The organism is Streptomyces sp. NPDC003042 (genome assembly GCF_053591315.1).
This window is the reverse complement of sequence record NZ_JBSFTP010000032.1, coordinates 54,999-70,416: the sequence shown is the minus strand read 5'-3', so window position 1 is coordinate 70,416 and position 15,418 is coordinate 54,999. Positions and strand designations below refer to the sequence as shown.

The 15,418-nt window shown below is 73.2% G+C and carries 16 protein-coding genes; 5 read left to right on the top strand and 11 right to left on the bottom strand.

What is annotated here, in order from left to right; translation table 11 throughout:
• Positions 1 to 150: 150 nt before the first annotated feature.
• From ACWDYJ_RS18085 to tdh, 3 genes are all read right to left on the bottom strand, one after another.
• Positions 151 to 1,065, bottom strand: a complete 915-nt coding sequence (locus ACWDYJ_RS18085) for a LysR substrate-binding domain-containing protein (RefSeq protein ID WP_451566541.1) — start codon at positions 1,063 to 1,065, stop codon at positions 151 to 153.
• Positions 1,066 to 1,095: 30 nt separating this feature from the next.
• Positions 1,096 to 2,307 carry a glycine C-acetyltransferase gene (locus ACWDYJ_RS18080; RefSeq protein WP_451566540.1) on the bottom strand — a complete coding sequence of 404 codons (1,212 nt, stop codon included), beginning with the start codon at positions 2,305 to 2,307 and terminating at the stop codon, positions 1,096 to 1,098.
• Positions 2,308 to 2,395: 88 nt separating this feature from the next.
• A complete protein-coding gene (tdh, locus tag ACWDYJ_RS18075; protein ID WP_451566539.1) occupies positions 2,396 to 3,424 on the bottom strand; it encodes an L-threonine 3-dehydrogenase in 1,029 nt (342 codons plus the stop codon).
• A gap of 225 nt (positions 3,425 to 3,649) precedes the next feature.
• Here tdh and ACWDYJ_RS18070 point away from each other — a divergent pair, with 225 nt between their 5' ends.
• Complete coding sequence (locus ACWDYJ_RS18070; protein WP_451566538.1) at positions 3,650 to 4,561, top strand: alpha/beta hydrolase fold domain-containing protein; 912 nt, start codon at positions 3,650 to 3,652, stop codon at positions 4,559 to 4,561.
• A gap of 6 nt (positions 4,562 to 4,567) precedes the next feature.
• Here ACWDYJ_RS18070 and ACWDYJ_RS18065 read toward each other — a convergent pair whose 3' ends face one another.
• The 4 genes from ACWDYJ_RS18065 to ACWDYJ_RS18050 all read right to left on the bottom strand — a co-directional run bounded on the left by ACWDYJ_RS18065 (position 4,568) and on the right by ACWDYJ_RS18050 (position 8,781).
• Complete coding sequence (locus ACWDYJ_RS18065) at positions 4,568 to 4,729, bottom strand: hypothetical protein (RefSeq protein WP_451566537.1); 162 nt, start codon at positions 4,727 to 4,729, stop codon at positions 4,568 to 4,570.
• Positions 4,730 to 4,867: 138 nt separating this feature from the next.
• Entirely contained in the window at positions 4,868 to 6,205 is a 1,338-nt protein-coding gene (locus ACWDYJ_RS18060) for a serine hydrolase domain-containing protein (protein ID WP_451566536.1), read from the bottom strand.
• Positions 6,206 to 6,362: 157 nt separating this feature from the next.
• On the bottom strand, positions 6,363 to 8,162 hold the full coding sequence (locus tag ACWDYJ_RS18055; RefSeq protein ID WP_451566535.1) for a glycoside hydrolase family 15 protein: 1,800 nt from the start codon (positions 8,160 to 8,162) through the stop codon (positions 6,363 to 6,365).
• A 61-nt stretch (positions 8,163 to 8,223) separates the two neighbouring features.
• Complete coding sequence (locus tag ACWDYJ_RS18050) at positions 8,224 to 8,781, bottom strand: DoxX family membrane protein (RefSeq protein WP_451566534.1); 558 nt, start codon at positions 8,779 to 8,781, stop codon at positions 8,224 to 8,226.
• 111 nt (positions 8,782 to 8,892) lie between these two features.
• Between ACWDYJ_RS18050 and ACWDYJ_RS18045 the strand changes: the two genes are divergently transcribed.
• Together ACWDYJ_RS18045 and ACWDYJ_RS18040 are read left to right on the top strand one after the other, a co-directional pair.
• Positions 8,893 to 9,357 carry a MarR family winged helix-turn-helix transcriptional regulator gene (locus ACWDYJ_RS18045; protein WP_451566533.1) on the top strand — a complete coding sequence of 155 codons (465 nt, stop codon included), beginning with the start codon at positions 8,893 to 8,895 and terminating at the stop codon, positions 9,355 to 9,357.
• A gap of 18 nt (positions 9,358 to 9,375) precedes the next feature.
• Complete coding sequence (locus ACWDYJ_RS18040; protein ID WP_451566532.1) at positions 9,376 to 9,672, top strand: YkvA family protein; 297 nt, start codon at positions 9,376 to 9,378, stop codon at positions 9,670 to 9,672.
• A 19-nt stretch (positions 9,673 to 9,691) separates the two neighbouring features.
• Here ACWDYJ_RS18040 and ACWDYJ_RS18035 read toward each other — a convergent pair whose 3' ends face one another.
• Positions 9,692 to 11,248, bottom strand: coding sequence for a molybdopterin-dependent oxidoreductase (locus tag ACWDYJ_RS18035; RefSeq protein ID WP_451566531.1), 1,557 nt, complete (start codon positions 11,246 to 11,248; stop codon positions 9,692 to 9,694).
• 98 nt (positions 11,249 to 11,346) lie between these two features.
• Here ACWDYJ_RS18035 and ACWDYJ_RS18030 point away from each other — a divergent pair, with 98 nt between their 5' ends.
• Complete coding sequence (locus tag ACWDYJ_RS18030; RefSeq protein ID WP_451566530.1) at positions 11,347 to 11,895, top strand: GNAT family N-acetyltransferase; 549 nt, start codon at positions 11,347 to 11,349, stop codon at positions 11,893 to 11,895.
• Between the two features lie 51 nt (positions 11,896 to 11,946).
• On the opposite strand, the gene ACWDYJ_RS18025 is transcribed toward ACWDYJ_RS18030, so the two are convergent.
• The 3 genes from ACWDYJ_RS18025 to ACWDYJ_RS18015 all read right to left on the bottom strand — a co-directional run bounded on the left by ACWDYJ_RS18025 (position 11,947) and on the right by ACWDYJ_RS18015 (position 13,932).
• Positions 11,947 to 12,597 carry a DUF305 domain-containing protein gene (locus ACWDYJ_RS18025; RefSeq protein ID WP_451566529.1) on the bottom strand — a complete coding sequence of 217 codons (651 nt, stop codon included), beginning with the start codon at positions 12,595 to 12,597 and terminating at the stop codon, positions 11,947 to 11,949.
• Between the two features lie 109 nt (positions 12,598 to 12,706).
• Positions 12,707 to 13,147, bottom strand: coding sequence for a DUF6153 family protein (locus tag ACWDYJ_RS18020; protein ID WP_451566528.1), 441 nt, complete (start codon positions 13,145 to 13,147; stop codon positions 12,707 to 12,709).
• Positions 13,148 to 13,566: 419 nt separating this feature from the next.
• Complete coding sequence (locus tag ACWDYJ_RS18015) at positions 13,567 to 13,932, bottom strand: metalloregulator ArsR/SmtB family transcription factor (RefSeq protein WP_451566527.1); 366 nt, start codon at positions 13,930 to 13,932, stop codon at positions 13,567 to 13,569.
• A 133-nt stretch (positions 13,933 to 14,065) separates the two neighbouring features.
• Between ACWDYJ_RS18015 and ACWDYJ_RS18010 the strand changes: the two genes are divergently transcribed.
• Positions 14,066 to 15,415, top strand: a complete 1,350-nt coding sequence (locus ACWDYJ_RS18010; RefSeq protein ID WP_451566526.1) for an FAD-dependent oxidoreductase — start codon at positions 14,066 to 14,068, stop codon at positions 15,413 to 15,415.
• Positions 15,416 to 15,418: the final 3 nt, after the last annotated feature.

The window sequence follows — 15,418 nt, the reverse complement described above, 5'->3', positions numbered from 1 at the left end:
AGGAGGAGCGCCCTTGAGGGGCCGGCCCGACACGGAGAGACGATGAGACTGACGGGAAGCCCCCATACCCTCCCTGATCCCGGATCACTGGACACTGGCCACCGAACCCCCGGCCGCAGAACACCCACCCCCACCGCCCCCACCCCACCCTCAATGCACCGGCAGTCGCTCCGACTCCTTGACCAGGGCCGCCAGCACCGGAGCGATCAGGGGGTGGGACTCGGCGCCGCGGCGGGTGGCGGCGAAGACGCGGCGGGTGGCGGCCGCGCCGGCGACCGGGCGGACCCGAACCTCCTTGAGGTCCATGCCCCGCAGCGCCGAGCGCGGCACCAGGGCCACCCCCGCGCCCGCGCCCACCAGGGCGGTCACCGCACGGAAGTCGTCGGAGGAGTGCCGGAACCGGGGCTGGAAGCCGGCCAGTTCGCAGGCGAGCAGGGTCACGTCGTGGCACGGATTGCCGCGGTACTGGCCCACCCAGTCCGAATCGGCGAGCTCCGCCAGCGCGACGGCGGGCAGATCCGCCAGGGGGTGCCCGGCCGGGAGCACCGCGTCGAAGGGTTCCGCGTAGAGCGGCAGGACGGACAGGCGGCCGTCGTCGGCGCCCGGGGCGCCGCGGTACTCGACGGCCAGGGCCAGGTCCGCCTCGCCGTCGAGCAGCAGCGGCAGGCTCTGGTCGCCCTCGGCGTCCCGCACCCGCAGCCGGATCCCGGGGTGGTCCAGCGCCAGCCGGGCGATGGCCGGGGCCAGGACCTCGGCGATCCCGGTGGCGAAGGCGGCCACCGTGACCTCGCCCGCGGATCCGCCCGCGTACGCCGCGAGTTCGGCCTCGGCGCGCTCCAGCTGGGCCAGCACCTCGTGGGCGTGGCCCAGCAGGATCTCCCCGGCCGCGGTGAGCCGTACGCCCCGGCCACTACGGGTCAGCAGCGCATGGCCCGTCTCCTGCTCCAGCGCCGCTAGCTGCTGGGAGACGGCGGAGGGGGTGAGGTACAGGGCTGCGGCCGCGGCGGTCACCGTACGGTGGTCCGCCACGGCCCGCAGGATGCGCAGCCGGCGGGGGTCGATCACCCCGCCATTGTCTCAGGATGCGGAGGTGTCTCAGGCCCCGGCGGCCGCCAGTGCCGCGCGGGCGTCGACGAAGGCGGCCACCGCGCGCTCCACGTCCGCCGTCGAGTGGGCCGCCGAGAGCTGGACGCGGATGCGGGCCGCGCCGAGCGGCACGACCGGGTAGGAGAAGCCGATCACGTACACCCCCCGCTCCAGCAGCAGCTCGGCCATCTTCGCCGCCTTTGCCGCGTCGCCGATCATGACGGGGGCGATGGCGTGGTCGCCGGGCAGGATCTCGAAGCCCGCGTCGGTCATCTTCGAACGGAAGAGCGCGGTGTTGGCGGCGAGGTGTTCGCGCAGGTCGCCGGCCGACTCCAGCAGGTCGAGGACCTTCAGCGAGGCCGCGGCGATGACCGGGGCGAGGGAGTTCGAGAAGAGGTACGGGCGCGAGCGCTGGCGCAGCAGCTCGACGATCTCGGCGCGCGCGGCGACGTAACCGCCGGAGGCGCCGCCCAGCGCCTTGCCGAGGGTGCCGGTGATGATGTCGACGCGGTCCATGACCCCGTGCAGTTCGGGGGTGCCGCGCCCGCCGGGGCCGACGAAGCCGACGGCGTGGGAGTCGTCGACCATGACCATGGCGTCGTAGCGCTCCGCCAGGTCGCAGATCTCGGCGAGCGGGGCGACGTATCCGTCCATGGAGAACACGCCGTCGGTGACGATCAGGCGGCGGCGGGCGTCCTGCGCCTCCTTGAGGCGCATCTCCAGCTCCGCGAGGTCGCGGTTGGCGTAGCGGAAGCGGCGGGCCTTGGAGAGGCGGATGCCGTCGATGATCGAGGCGTGGTTGAGGGCGTCGGAGATCACCGCGTCCTCGGCGCCGAGCAGGGTTTCGAAGACACCGCCGTTGGCGTCGAAGCAGGAGGAGTAGAGGATCGTGTCCTCCTGGCCGAGGAAGGCCGACAGCCGTGCCTCCAGCTCCTTGTGCACCTCCTGGGTGCCGCAGATGAAGCGGACCGAGGCCATGCCGTAGCCCCAGCGGTCCAGCGCGTCCTTCGCGGCGGCGACCACCTCGGGGTGGTCGGCCAGCCCCAGGTAGTTGTTGGCGCAGAAGTTGAGCACCTCGCCGACAGCGCTGCGGGCGCCGCCCGCGGTCACGGCGACGGCGGCGTTCTGCGGGGTGCCGATGACGCGCTCCGGCTTGTGCAGGCCTGCGGCGCGGATCTCGTCGAGGGTGGTGCGGAGGTCTTCGCGTACGGACTCGAACATGGGCTTGGGTTTCTCCTGTGTGCGGCGGAGTTCAGGGAGACGGAGTTCAGGGAGACGGAGTTCAGGGAGGCGGCGAGGAAAGGGGGTGTTACGCCGTCCAGTCCAGGATGATCTTGCCGCTGCGGGCGGTCGACGCCTCGTCGAAGGCGGCCTCGAAGTCGCGGTGCGAGTAGCGGCCGGTGATGACCGGGGACAGGTCCAGCCCGCCCTCCAGCAGCACGGTCATCGCGTACCAGGTCTCGAACATCTCGCGGCCGTAGATCCCCTTGATGGTGATCATCGAGGTGACGACCTTGGCCCAGTCGACCGGGAACTCCTGGGCCGGCAGGCCGAGCATCGCGATCCGGCCGCCGTGCGTCATGTTGTCGATCATGTCGCGCATGGCCTCGCCGCGGCCGGACATCTCCAGGCCGATGTCGAAGCCCTCGCGCAGGCCGAGCGCGAGCTGCGCGTCGGCGATGGAGGATTCGGCGACGTTCACGGCGAGGGTGGCGCCCGCCTTGCGGGCGATCTCGAGCCGTTCGGGGCTGACATCGGTGATGACGACGCTGCGCGCGCCGGCGTGCCGGGCCACGGCCGCCGCCATGATCCCGATGGGGCCTGCGCCGGTGATCAGCACGTCCTCACCGACGAGCGGGAAGGACAGTGCGGTGTGCACGGCGTTGCCGAAGGGGTCGAAGATCGCCGCCACGTCCAGGTCCACCGCGGTGCGGTGCACCCACACGTTCTGGGCGGGCAGGACGACGTACTCGGCGAAGGCGCCGTCGCGCCCGACACCGAGCCCGATCGTGCTGCGGCACAGGTGGCGGCGGCCGGCCAGGCAGTTGCGGCACTTGCCGCAGACCAGGTGGCCCTCGCCGCTGACCAGGGCGCCGATCTCGATGTCGCGGACGTCGGAGCCGAGCGCCGCGACCTCGCCGACGAACTCGTGGCCGAGCACGAGCGGGGTCTTGACCGCGCCCTGCGCCCAGCCGTCCCAGGCGCGGATGTGCAGGTCCGTCCCGCAGATGCCGGTACGCAGCACCTTGATCAGCACATCGCCGGGACCGTACTCGGGCTCGGGGACGTCCATGAGCCACAGCCCGGGCTCGGCCTTGTGCTTGACGAGTGCCTTCATGAGGTGGCTCCAGGCATGCGGAAGAGAGCGCCGCGCGCGGGGGGCACGGGCGGCGTCGTTGACGGGGACCAATCTGCCGAGCGGCGTGGTGATCAGTCCATCGAGACTTTCTTAAGCGGGTCGACAGCGCAGCTTCACGCCTATGCTCCTCAGGTGACAGGGCAAGGCCCGGGGGCAGGACTCGCAGGTGGGGTCCGGGGCCGGGGAAAAGGGGAGGTGAGGGGCGTGCCGAGTCTGCGCAGCAGGGCGCTTTCGGCCGCACTGGTCGCGACGGGGCGGCGAAGACGCTTCGCGACCGCGGAGGCCGTGCTGGCCCGGGTGGCGCAGTCCGCGCGCAGGCCCGCGTCGCATCTGCCGCCGCGTTCCCTCGGCCGGGTCGCCGAGGTGTCGCGGACTTTCGTCGGGGCGTGGCCGGTGTACGACGCCGCTCCGCGCGGCGAGGAGCCCGTGGCGCAAGTGCTGTACGTGCACGGTGGCGCGTACGTCAACGAGCTCGTCCGGCCGCACTGGTCGCTGATCCGGACCCTGGTCACCCGGGCGCGCGCCCGGGTCGTCGTGCCGGCGTACGTCCTCGCCCCGCGCGGGACCGCCGACCGCAACGTCCCGGTGGCCGCCGACCTGCTGAGCGGTCTGATCGAGAGCGGCGGAGCGGGCGGGACGGTGCTGATCGGGGACTGCGCGGGGGCGGGGCTGGCGCTGGCCGCCGCGCAGCGGCTGCGGGAGCGTACGGGCGCCCAGCCGTCCCGGATCGTACTGATCTCGCCCTGGCTGGACGTGTCCATGAGCCACCCGGACCAGGCGGCGATCGAGGCGGCCGACCCGGTGCTCGCCCGGGCGGGGCTGGCCGAGGCCGGGCGGCTGTACGCGGGGACGCTCGCCGCCGACGACCCGCGGGTGAGCCCGCTGCGCGGTTCCTTCGAGGGGCTGGCGCCGCTGACGGTCTTCACGGGCACCCGGGACGTGCTGACCACCGACAGCGCGGAGTTGCTGCGCCGGGCCCGCGCGGCCGGGGTCGAGGTGGAGTGGCACGAGGAGGCGGGGCTGCCTCACGTGTACCCGCTGCTGCCGGTGCCGGAGGGGCGTGCGGCCCGGGACCGGATCGTCGAGCTGATCAGGGCGGCGGCCGCCGAGCAGTGACACCGCTCAGGCCGGGCGGGTCGTCAGCGGGCTGACCGGCGAGGCGCGGTACGCCGTCCAGTACGCCGCTTCCCGCGCCGGGTCGCCGGGGCGCGGGTGGGCGCGGATTCCCCGGAACGTCGCGTGCGGGGCGTCCCGGTCGGGTGCGTGGCCGGACAGCTGCTGCATGCCGGGAAGCCTCCCCGGCGGTGGCGCGTGAGACGGTCCGGCGGCCGGTGCGTCCCTCGGACGGGGGATGCGTTCGGCTCAGTCCGTACGGCGTACGGGCTCGGCGCGCGACGCGCCGGACCGCTCACGCGTGCCTGCCTACCGCTGGCGCTGGCCGGAGGCCGCCGACCGGGCGTCCTCGATGAGCAGGCTGTCCAGCGGCTGCGGGAGCGTCCGCGGGGCGGCCGTACGGGCGCCCGGTTCGGCGGCGCCGCCGCCGCACAGGGCCTGGTCGCGCAGCGCGGTCATGGCCGCGTCGACGGGGTGCGGTACCGGCTTGCCGTCGGAGCCGGCCCGGTGGTAGCCGGAGAGGTTGTATCCGACCGCGAACTGCCGCTTCCCGTCAGGGCTGGAGAGTGCCGACGTGATGGCTCCGAAGACTCCGCCGTCGTGGCCCCAGGCCGGTCCGCAGGGTGTGTCCACGGAGTAGATGCCGAGCCCGTAGCGCAGGACGACCTCACCGTTCTCGTCCTTGTACGGCACGGTCTCGCGCATCTCGCTGAGCTGCGCGGCCGGCAGCAACTCGCCCTGGAGGAGCGCCCGGAAGAAGGTGTTGAGGTCCTGGGTGGTGGAGATCAGCGCACCGGCGGTGCCGGCCATGGTCATGTTGTACTCGCTGAACTCGTGGGGCGGGTCGAACGCTCCGCCGAAGCTGTCGTACATCTTGGAGTGCGGGCCCTTGATCCGCGGATCGGCGCCGGGGAAGTAGGTGTCGCGGAGCCCGGCCTTGCGGATCACATTGCGGGTGATGAAGGCTTCGGGGTCCTGCCCGGTGGCGCTGCGCAGCACCTCGCCGAGCAGGATGTAGTTGGTGTTCGAGTACGACCAGTTCGTGCCCGGCTCGAAGAGCGGCGGCAGGTTCACCCCGTAGGCGGCCAGTTGGGCGGGGCGCAGGGTGCGGTAGCGGAATTCCTCCACGTCGCTCGGGGAGCCCGCCTTCAGTGACGGGAAGGCCTCCGCGAGGTAGTCCGCGATCCCGCTGGTGTGGTTCAGCAGCATGCGCACGGTGATCGTGCGGCCGCGCTCTCCCGGGACGAGCTCGGGTATGTAGTCGCCGACGGGCTTGTCGAGCTGTATTCGGCCCTTGGCGCTCTCCTGGAGCACGGCGACGGCGGTGAAGGTCTTGGTGACGCTGCCGACCCGGTGCCGCATGCCCGGGGTGGTGGGACGGCCGGTGTCGACGTCCGCGAAGCCCGTGGCCCCGCTCCACCGGTCGCGGCCGTCGCGCACCGAGCTGTACGCGCCGTACATGCCGGCCTCGTGGACGGCGTCGAGGCGCTGGGCGAGTGCCTCGCGGTCGAGGCGGGGCGGGGCCGTCTGCGTCGCGGTGACCGCGCTCGCCGCCGGGGCGGCCGCGGCCAGGAGGGCGAGTACGACGGTTGCGGCGGCCGCTGCGCCGCGTAACCGGCCGCGTCGGTCGTGGTGGGTCAGCTTCACCTGGATCTCCCCGAGTCTGGCGGCCCCTGTGGGCCGTCACGATCTTGCGTCCCTCGATTCTGTCGACCGCCATGGCCTTCCCCCATCGGCCACGAGGAGGATCCGGGCGCGTGCCGCGTAGGCCTCCGGTACCAGACGCGTCTCCCCCGTACGGGTCTCAGCCCTCGGCCTCCACATCGGCCCAGCCCAGCGTGAGCGCGGTGTTCACCAGGCCGACGTGGCTGAACGCCTGGGGGAAGTTGCCGAGTTGGCGGCCGGCGACGGGGTCGTACTCCTCGGCCAGCAGACCCACGTCGTTGCGTACGTCCAGAAGCCGTTCGAAGAGCACGCGCGCCTCCTTGCCCCGGCCGGTCAGCTGAAGCGCGTCGGCCAGCCAGAACGAGCAGGCCAGGAAGGTCCCTTCGTCCCCGGGCAGCCCGTCGACGGGCGGTCCTTCGGTGCTGTAGCGGCGGACCAGCCCCTTGCTGCCCAGCTCGGCCCGGACGGCGTCGACGGTGCCGATGACGCGCGGGTCGTCGGGCGGCAGGAAACCGACCCTGGGGATCAGCAGGGTCGCGGCGTCCAGTTCGCGCGAGCCGTAGTACTGGGTGAAGGTGTTGCGCTCGGCGTCGTAGCCGTTCTCGCAGACCTCGCGGTGCACCTCGTCCCGCATGGCCCGCCAGCGCATCACGTCACCGGGCAACGACGGATCGCCCTCCAGCGTCCGCACGGCCCGGTCGGCCGCGACCCAGGCCATCACCTTGGAGTGCACGAAGTGCCGGCGCGGTCCGCGGACCTCCCACAGCCCCTCGTCGGGCCGGCGCCAGTTGTGCTCCAGGAAGTCGAGGAGGGCGAGCTGGATCTTCCAGGCGTGCCACTCCGCGGTGATCCCCGCCGAGCGGGCGAGGTGCAGGGAGTCGATGACCTCCCCGTACACGTCGAGCTGGAGCTGGTTGACCGCCGCGTTCCCGATGCGCACCGGCGCGGAGGCGGCGTACCCGCGCAGCCACGGCACATCGCTCTCGGGGATCCGGCGCTCGCCGGCGATCCCGTACATGATCTGGAGGTCGGCGGGGGCGCCGGCGACCGCGCGCAGCAGCCAGGCCCGCCAGGCCCGGGCCTCGTCGAGGTATCCGGTGGCCAGGAGGACGCCGAGGGTCAGGGTGGAGTCGCGGAGCCAGCAGTAGCGGTAGTCCCAGTTGCGGACGCCGCCGAGCTCCTCCGGCAGGGAGGTGGTGGAGGCGGCGACGATCCCGCCGGTCGGCGCGTAGGTGAGGGCCTTGAGCGTGATCAGGGAGCGCATCACGGCCTCCCGGTACGGGCCCTCGTAGCAGCACTGGCCGGACCACTCGCGCCAGTCGGCGAGGCTCTGCTCGCGCGCCGCGTACGGGTCGATGGACGGGGGGCGCGGCTCGTGCGAGGGGTGCCAGGTCAGCACGAACGCGACCCGCTCCCCCGTCTCGACGGTGAACTCCGAGCGGGTGCTCTTGGCCTCTCCCCAGGTCCGTACGGGCGGCTCGCTGCGCAACCACGCGGAGTCGGGTCCGGCGACCGCGACCCGGTCGCCCTCGCTGCGCCGGACCCAGGGGACGACGTGGCCGTAGTCGAACCGCAGGCGCAGGGTGCTGCGGACGGTGACCCGGCCGGAGATCCCCTCGATGATCCGCATCACGTCGGGTGCGGTGGCACGCTGCGGCATGAAGTCGACGACCTTGACGGTGCCGGCCTCGGTTTCCCAATAGGACTCCAGGACGAGCGAGTCGTCGACGTAGGCCCGACGGGTGCACTGCTCGCCGTCGGCGGCGCCGGCCGGGGCGATGCGCCAGTGGCCGTTCTCCTCGTCGCCGAGGAGCGCCGCGAAACAGGCCGCCGAGTCGAAGCGCGGCAGGCACAGCCAGTCGATGGACCCGTCACGGCCGACCAGTCCACTGGTCATCAGGTCGCCGATGAGTGCGTAGTCTTCGATGGGTTGTGTCATTCATCCGCTGTTCCCCCGATTGTCCGGGGCCAATCAGCGGAGCGGGCCACACCCGCCCGCGTCAGTCGCGGACGAGGAGCGTCACCGCCGCGAGGACCACGGCGAGGGCCAGGGCGAGCGCGCCGTGGGTCAGCCGGTGGTCGCGGAGCGCGGGGACGGGCAGGAAGCGGTCGAGGGCGTAGCGGCCCGGGCCGCAGAGCGTGAGGGCCGCGGCGCCCGCCGCCAGGAGCAGTTCGTACTCGATGCCCTTCGGGGCGAAGAACGCTCCGAGGCCGTGGACGGCGATCGCGTTGATCATCGTGCCGACGACGGCGGCACCGGCGAGCGGGGTGAGCAGGCCGAGGGCGAGGCCGAGGCCGCCCAGGGTCTCGGTGAGGCCGGCGACGGCGGCCATGGTCTCGCCCGCGGGGTAGCCGCTGGCGGTGAAGAACTTGCCGGTGCCGCTGATCCCGCCGCCGCCGAACCAGCCGAAGAGCTTCTGGACGCCGTGGCCGGCCATGGTGAGGCCGAGGACGACGCGCAGGAGCAGCAGGCCCGCGTCGTAGGCGGTGGTGGAGGCTGCGGGGTGCACGGCCGGTGTGGTGGCCGGGGCCTTCGTCGAGGCGGAGGCGCTGGTCATGGGGGGTTCCTTCCGGTCGGGACGGCCCGAGGGGAGTAGTTCAAATTCGAACCGCCGCTCCCGACTCTAGCCACTGATTCAAATTCGAACAAGTCCGTGTACGCTGGATCCATGGCTGAGACGAGATGGCTGGACGACCGCGAGATGCGGGCCTGGAGTGGATTCCTGGCCGCATCCGCCCTGGTGAACCGCCGTCTCGATCAACAGCTCAAGGACGACTCCAGGCTCTCGCACCCGCAGTACGAGATCCTCGTGCGACTCGCCGCGGCGCCCGACCGCGAGTTGCGCATGACCGAACTCGCCAACGGCCTGATCAACTCCAAGAGCGGGCTGACCTACCAGATCGGCCAGATGGAGAAGGCCGGGCTGGTCCGCCGCCGCAGCTGCCCCTCCGACGTGCGCGGGGTCTTCGCCGTCCTCACCGACGCGGGCGCCGCCCGCCTCGAGGAGGCCGCGCCCGGCCATGTGGCCACCGTCCGGGAGGTCCTCATCGACGTACTCACCCCCGAACAGCTCGACGCACTCGCGGCCGGTCTGGGCGAAGTGAGCCGCCGGCTGCGCGAACAGAGCGCCTGACGGGGTAGAAAGTCCCTCATGGACGGAAAAGCCTGGCTGATCATCGCAGCGGTCGTCGCCCTCGGGCTGGCGATCGCCGCAGCGGTGCTGCTCGTACGGGTCCTCCAGGCGCGCAAGCTCCTGCTGGACGCCGGGATTCCGCTGCGCGACAAGGCGCTCTTCTGGGTCGCCGTCGTCTACACCGTCTCCCCGGTCGACCTGATCCCGGACCCCGTCTACCTCGACGACATCGGCGTGCTGATGCTGGCGCTGCGCTCCCTGCACGCCGCGGCGGCGACGGCCGCCGACCGGCGACCCGCCGACCGGACCGCCTGACGGGGGCCGGGGCGGGGGCTCAGGCGACGCTGACGACGACCGAGTGGTGGCCGCTCGCTCCGTCGGGCATGGTCCGGGTGCGTTCCGCGGTCTGCGTCGTACCGGTCCGGTCGGTGGCACGGACGGTGAGGGTGTGTCCGCCCGGGGCGGCCTGCCAGCGGTAGGACCACTGCCGCCAGGTGTCGACGGTGTCCTCGGCGGCCAGGTCCGCCTGCTCCCAGGGGCCTTCGTCAACCCGTACCTCCACCCGGTCGATGCCGCGGTGCTGCGCCCAGGCCACCCCGGCGACCGTGACGGTGCCGGTCCCGAGGCGGGCGAAGGGCTTGGGGGTGTCGATGCGGGACTGCGTCTTGACCGGGGCCTTGCGGGCCCACTTCCGCTCGACCCAGTACGGGTCGTAGGAGTCGAAGGTGGTGAGTTCGAGGTCCTGGAGCCACTTGCACGCGGAAACGTATCCGTACAGGCCCGGCACGAGCATGCGTACGGGAAAACCGTGGGTGAAGGGCAGCGGTTCGCCGTTCATGGCGACGGCGAGCATCGCGTCCCGGCCGTCCATGACGTCCTCGACCGGACTGCCCAGGGTCATGCCGTCCACCGACCTGGCCACCAGCTGGTCGGCCGGTCCGCCCCGCGACGGCGGCCGCACGCCGGCCTCGGCCAGCAGGATGGCCAGGCGTACGCCGAGCCAGCGGGCGTTGCCGATGTAGGGGCCGCCGACCTCGTTGGAGACGCAGGCGAGGGTGATGTCCCGCTCGATCAGGTCCCGGGCGAGCAGGTCCGCGTAGGTGTACGTACGGGGCCGGCCCACGCCCTTGCCGTGGATGCGCAGGCGCCAGCTGTCGGCGGAGACCTTCGGGACCACCAGCGCGGTGTCGACGCGGTAGAAGTCGGCGTTGGGGGTGACGAACGCGCTGATGCCGGGGATGCGCAGCGACGCGCCGCGCGGCACGGGCGGGGCGGGCGAGGCCGGTACGGGCAGCCGCACGGTCTCCCGGGAGGCGGCCGCGGCCCCTCCGGAGGAGTTCAGCCGCAGGCCCAGGGCTCCCGCCGCCGTGGAGGCCAGCGCGGCGGCCCCGGCGGTGACGAGGAAGCCCCGGCGACTCCAGCCCTCGGCGCCGGCGGGCCGCGGCTCGGCGGTGAGCCGCCCGATCAGGACGTACAGCAGACCCGCTCCGACGAGCGCGCCCGCGAGGGAGGGCAGGGCGTCGGCCAGGCCGGTGGAGTCCGGCCGCGTGACGGCGGCCGCGCCGCCGACCGCGCCGAAGAGGAGCACGGCGGCAGAGCCGGTGCGGCGGCGCCGCAGGGCGAGGAGGCCGAGTCCGACGGCGAGCAGGCCGAGGGTGGCCAGGATGCCGAGCTGGAGGACGAGCTTGTCGGCGGCGCCGAAGGTGCGGATGGCCCAGTCCTTGACGGCGGCCGGTGTCCGGTCGATGGCCGCCCCGCCGACCGCCGTGACCGGACCGGCCTGCGGGCGGACGGCGGCCGAGACCAGTTCGGCGACGGCCAGGGCCGCGTAGCCGGAGAGCAGGCCGCTCAGCGCCGCTGGAGCGGTCCGTGCCAAGCCGCTGCGGTTCATGCTCACAACGTACCTTCGGCGCCGACACCATGCGGTCTGTCCTTCAGCCCACCGAGTGACCGACAGCCCCCGCGTTGACGCTCTGCGAGAATCCGCGGATGGACGCCACCAACGACCCCACACCCCTCAGCCTGCGCCCGGCGGGCGAGGAACTGCGCCCCGTCGTCGAGCGGTTGGCGCAGCTGTACCGGCACGACATGTCGGAGTTCCTCGGCTACCTGCCCTCGGCCGACGGCCGTTTCGCCTTCGACGCCCTGGCGCTGTTCTTCGGGGATCCCGGGCGCGAGGTCCTGCTGATCGAGTACGGGTCCACGTACGCGGGTTTCGTCCTGACCCGGCGGACCTCCGAGGGGGACACCTCGATCTCCGCCTTCTTCGTCGTACGGGCCCTGCGCAGGCGGGGCGTCGGCCGGCGGGCCGCCCTGGAGCTGCTGACCTCCCGGCCGGGGCGGTGGGCGATCGCGTTCCAGGACCCGAATACGGGCGCCGCCCGCTTCTGGCGGGGCGTGGCCACCGAGGCGGTGGGCGCCGCCGCCTGGCGCGAGGAGCGGCGCCCGGTCCGGCCGCCGGCGCCCGCCACGGAGCCGGACGACAACTGGATCTTCCTGGACACGGGCGTGGACACGGGCGTGGACACGGGCGCCTGAGCGCGCCGGGTGGGGGCGGCCGGTCGGCCGCCCCCACCGGACGATGGCCGATCAGCTCTTGGCGAGGAGCGCCTTCATGTGGGCGATCTCGGCGCTCTGAGAGGTGATGATCGCGGCGGCCATGTCCTTGGCGGGCTGGTAGCGCCCTTCGGACTGCTCGGTCTTGGCCATGGTGACGGCGCCCTCGTGGTGCTTGATCATCAGCTCCATGAAGGCGGTGTCGAAGGCCTTGCCCGAGGCCTTTTCGAGCCGCTCCATCTCCTCGGCCGTCATCATCCCGCCCGTACCGTGCGCGGAGTGATCGTCGGCGCCCTCGGCGGGAACCTGCTCGCCCCAGGAGGTCAGCCAGCCGGACAGGGTCTTGATCTCCGGGTCCTGCGCCTTCTTGATCTCGTCGGCGAGCTTCTTGACCTCCGGCGACGCGGCCCGCGTGGCGGCGAGGTCGGCCATCTCCACGGCCTGCCGGTGGTGGGGGATCATCCCCTTGGCGAAGGCCGTGTCGGCGGCGTTGTTCGTGCCCTGACCCGCGGAGGCCGTCGCCGGGGCGGAGGCCGTAGCGGTGGGCGTGGCGGCGGTGCCGTGGGTGTCGTGCGCGGAGCCGCTGTCGTCGTCGGCGCCGCAGGCGGCGAGGACGAGCGCGGCGGCGGCGGCTGCCGCCACGGCGGTGGTGCGGCGGATCAGGGATCGCTTGGCAGTGGTCATGGTCGTACTTCTCCTGTGCTGGGGCACGCGGCGAAGAGCGTGCGGATGAGGGCCGGCTCGTGGAGGCAGGGGCACCGGCCGTCATGGGGCCGGGCATGCCGAGACCGCCCTATATGCGCAGGAGTTGAAGTTCGCTCAGTGACGGTGGCGCGCGTCCGCACGCCGTCGCGTCGGGCACGGTCCCGCCCCCGGCCGCCGCCGTCGCGGTGGCCGCGCCGCCCGGCACGAGGGCCGGCGCGGGAAGTACGGGAGCGCCGCTGGTGCCGGTGGCCGCGCAGGTGGCGTCGGCGTGCTCGGCATGGCCGCCGCCCTTCCCGGCGGGCTCGGTGGCATGGAGGCAGCCCTGCCGGTCCGCGGAGTCGGCCGGTGTGCCGCCGTGGTGGGCGGGAGCGGCGTGGGCCGCGGAGGAGGCGCTCGCCGCGTGCGCGGCGGCCGGGACCGCCCCCGGCCCCAGGCCGTGCATGGCCACGAGCCCGGTCAGGACGGTCAGCACGAGGAGCACGAGCAGCACGCCGGAGCGCTGCCCGAAGGGCTCTGCCGCTCGTCGCATCCGCTTCTCCACAGCCGCATCGTAAGCGGCCCGCCTGCGAGCGGCGCGGTGGGGGCGGGGTTCCGCACCCACTGGTGGAGCTACCCGGAGGGGGTGTGGGTCTTCCCGCCACGGGCGTCGTGGCCACCGGCGCGACGGCCACCCTCGGTGGGGCTGCGCCGACATCCGCACCGCCACGGCCGCGATCCTCTCGCGGCACACCGGCTACGACGCCGACGTCACCCGCGCTGTCCTGACGGCCTGCACGGGCGCAAGGCCTGCGGCGACGAACGCGCCACGCGCGGCCGACACGCACGAACACTGCCGCATCCGCGCCGCCGGGGCCCGCCGCTCCTGCGAACAGGCCCGCAACGCGCTCATGACCTCACTCGGCCGAACACCGCTCACGGGGACGGGCTGCGGCCGACCGGTCCCGCGGGTCAGTTCGGCAGGTCCAGCAGCGCGGACATGGCCGCGACCACCGACGGTTCGACCTTGTAGTACACCCACGTGCCACGCCGCTCCGAGCTGAGCAGTCCCGCCTCGCGGAGCTTCTTCAGGTGGTGGGAGACCGTCGGCTGCGAGACGCCGACGTCGGCGATGTCGCACACGCACGCCTCCCCTCCCGCGTGCGAGGCGACCTTGGAGAACAGCCGTAGCCGCACGGGGTCCGCGAGCGCCTTGAACATCACGGCCATCTTCTCCGCGTCCGTCCGGGACAGCTCGGCCGAGGTGATCGGCGGGCAGCAGGGGACGGCCGGTGCGAGCTGAACGACCGGGAGTTCGACCACCTGTGAATTCGACATGTGTCTATGTTGACACTCGTCGATACGAGTGGCAACCTCAGGACATCGACAGACATCGAATCAGGGCGGTCGAGGCCGGCGCGTACCGCTGCGCCGCCCACCGCCCCGCCACTGATTTCAGGAGATCACCGCCATGAGCCAGCAGCAGCTTCCCGTCGTCGTCATCGGAGCGGGACCGGCCGGCCTGGCCGCCGCCGCCCACCTCACCGAGCGCGGCATCGAACCCCTCGTGCTGGAAGCCGGAGCCGCCGCGGGCAGCGCCGTGCGGGAGTGGGGACACGTACGCCTCTTCTCCACCTGGTCCGAGGTGGTGGACCCGGCCGCCGAGAAGCTCCTCGCGCCGACCGGCTGGACCGCCCCCGACGGCGCGAGCTACCCCTCCGGCGCGGACTGGGCCGAGCGGTACCTCCAGCCGCTCGCCGACGTCCTCGGTGACAAGGTCCGCTACGGCGCCACCGTGACCGGCGTCTCCCGCCTCGGCCGCGACCGCGTCGTGGACGCCGACCGCGAGCGGCAGCCCTTCACCGTCCGCGTCCTGAACGCCGACGGCACCGAGGAGCGCATCACCGCCCGCGCCGTCATCGACGCCTCCGGCACCTGGTCCACCCCCAGCCCGATCGGCGGCGACGGCCTGCCCGCGCTCGGCGAGAGGACGGCCTCGGACCGCGTCTCGTACCGGATCCCCGACCTCAAGGACCCTGCCGTCCGCGCCCGGTACGCCGGCAAGCGCACCGCCGTCATCGGCTCCGGCGCCTCCGCCTTCACCGCCCTCGCCTACCTGGCCGAGCTCGCCAAGGAGGTGCCCGGTACGCACGCCGTGTGGATCCTGCGCCGCGGCATCAGCGGCTCCACCTTCGGCGGCGGCGAGGCCGACCAGCTCCCCGCCCGCGGCGCGCTGGGCCTCGCCGCCAAGGCCGCCGTCGACAACGGCCACGCCGACGCCGTCACCGGCTTCCGCACGGATGCCCTGGAGAAGAGCGGAGAGCAGCTGGTGCTGGTCGCCGAGGACGGCCGCCGCCTGGACCCGGTCGACGAGGTCGTCGTCCTCACCGGCCTGCGCCCCGACCTCTCCTTCCTCGACGAGCTGCGCCTGGGCCTCGACGAGCGCCTCCAGGCCCCGACCGACCTGGCCCCGCTGATCGACCCCAACCAGCATTCCTGCGGCACCGTCTACCCCCACGGCGTACGCGAGCTCTCCCACCCGGAGCGGGACGTCTACCTCGTCGGCATGAAGTCCTACGGCCGCGCCCCGACCTTCCTCGCCATGACCGGCTACGAGCAGGTCCGCTCCATCGCGGCCCACCTCGCCGGCGACCAGGAAGGCGCCGAACGCGTCGAACTGACCCTCCCCGAGACCGGAGTCTGCGGCGGCGCCGGCCTCTTCGACCAGCCCGAGGCCGAAGAGGCCACCGGCGGCGGCTGCTGCGCGGCCCCCGCCACCACCCTCACCATCGGCGCCCCGGCCGCTTCCGGCGGCTGCTGACCC

Coding starts and splice junctions, on each gene's coding strand:
- ACWDYJ_RS18030 (WP_451566530.1), top strand. CDS start 11,347: ATGGACGCCACCAACGACCCCACACCCCTCAGCCTGCGCCCGGCGGGC.
- ACWDYJ_RS18010 (WP_451566526.1), top strand. CDS start 14,066: ATGAGCCAGCAGCAGCTTCCCGTCGTCGTCATCGGAGCGGGACCGGCC.
- ACWDYJ_RS18025 (WP_451566529.1), bottom strand. CDS start 12,597: ATGACCACTGCCAAGCGATCCCTGATCCGCCGCACCACCGCCGTGGCG.
- ACWDYJ_RS18065 (WP_451566537.1), bottom strand. CDS start 4,729: ATGCAGCAGCTGTCCGGCCACGCACCCGACCGGGACGCCCCGCACGCG.
- ACWDYJ_RS18050 (WP_451566534.1), bottom strand. CDS start 8,781: ATGACCAGCGCCTCCGCCTCGACGAAGGCCCCGGCCACCACACCGGCC.
- ACWDYJ_RS18080 (WP_451566540.1), bottom strand. CDS start 2,307: ATGTTCGAGTCCGTACGCGAAGACCTCCGCACCACCCTCGACGAGATC.
- ACWDYJ_RS18040 (WP_451566532.1), top strand. CDS start 9,376: ATGGACGGAAAAGCCTGGCTGATCATCGCAGCGGTCGTCGCCCTCGGG.
- ACWDYJ_RS18015 (WP_451566527.1), bottom strand. CDS start 13,932: ATGTCGAATTCACAGGTGGTCGAACTCCCGGTCGTTCAGCTCGCACCG.
- tdh (WP_451566539.1), bottom strand. CDS start 3,424: ATGAAGGCACTCGTCAAGCACAAGGCCGAGCCCGGGCTGTGGCTCATG.
- ACWDYJ_RS18055 (WP_451566535.1), bottom strand. CDS start 8,162: ATGACACAACCCATCGAAGACTACGCACTCATCGGCGACCTGATGACC.
- ACWDYJ_RS18045 (WP_451566533.1), top strand. CDS start 8,893: ATGGCTGAGACGAGATGGCTGGACGACCGCGAGATGCGGGCCTGGAGT.
- ACWDYJ_RS18020 (WP_451566528.1), bottom strand. CDS start 13,147: ATGCGACGAGCGGCAGAGCCCTTCGGGCAGCGCTCCGGCGTGCTGCTC.
- ACWDYJ_RS18035 (WP_451566531.1), bottom strand. CDS start 11,248: ATGAACCGCAGCGGCTTGGCACGGACCGCTCCAGCGGCGCTGAGCGGC.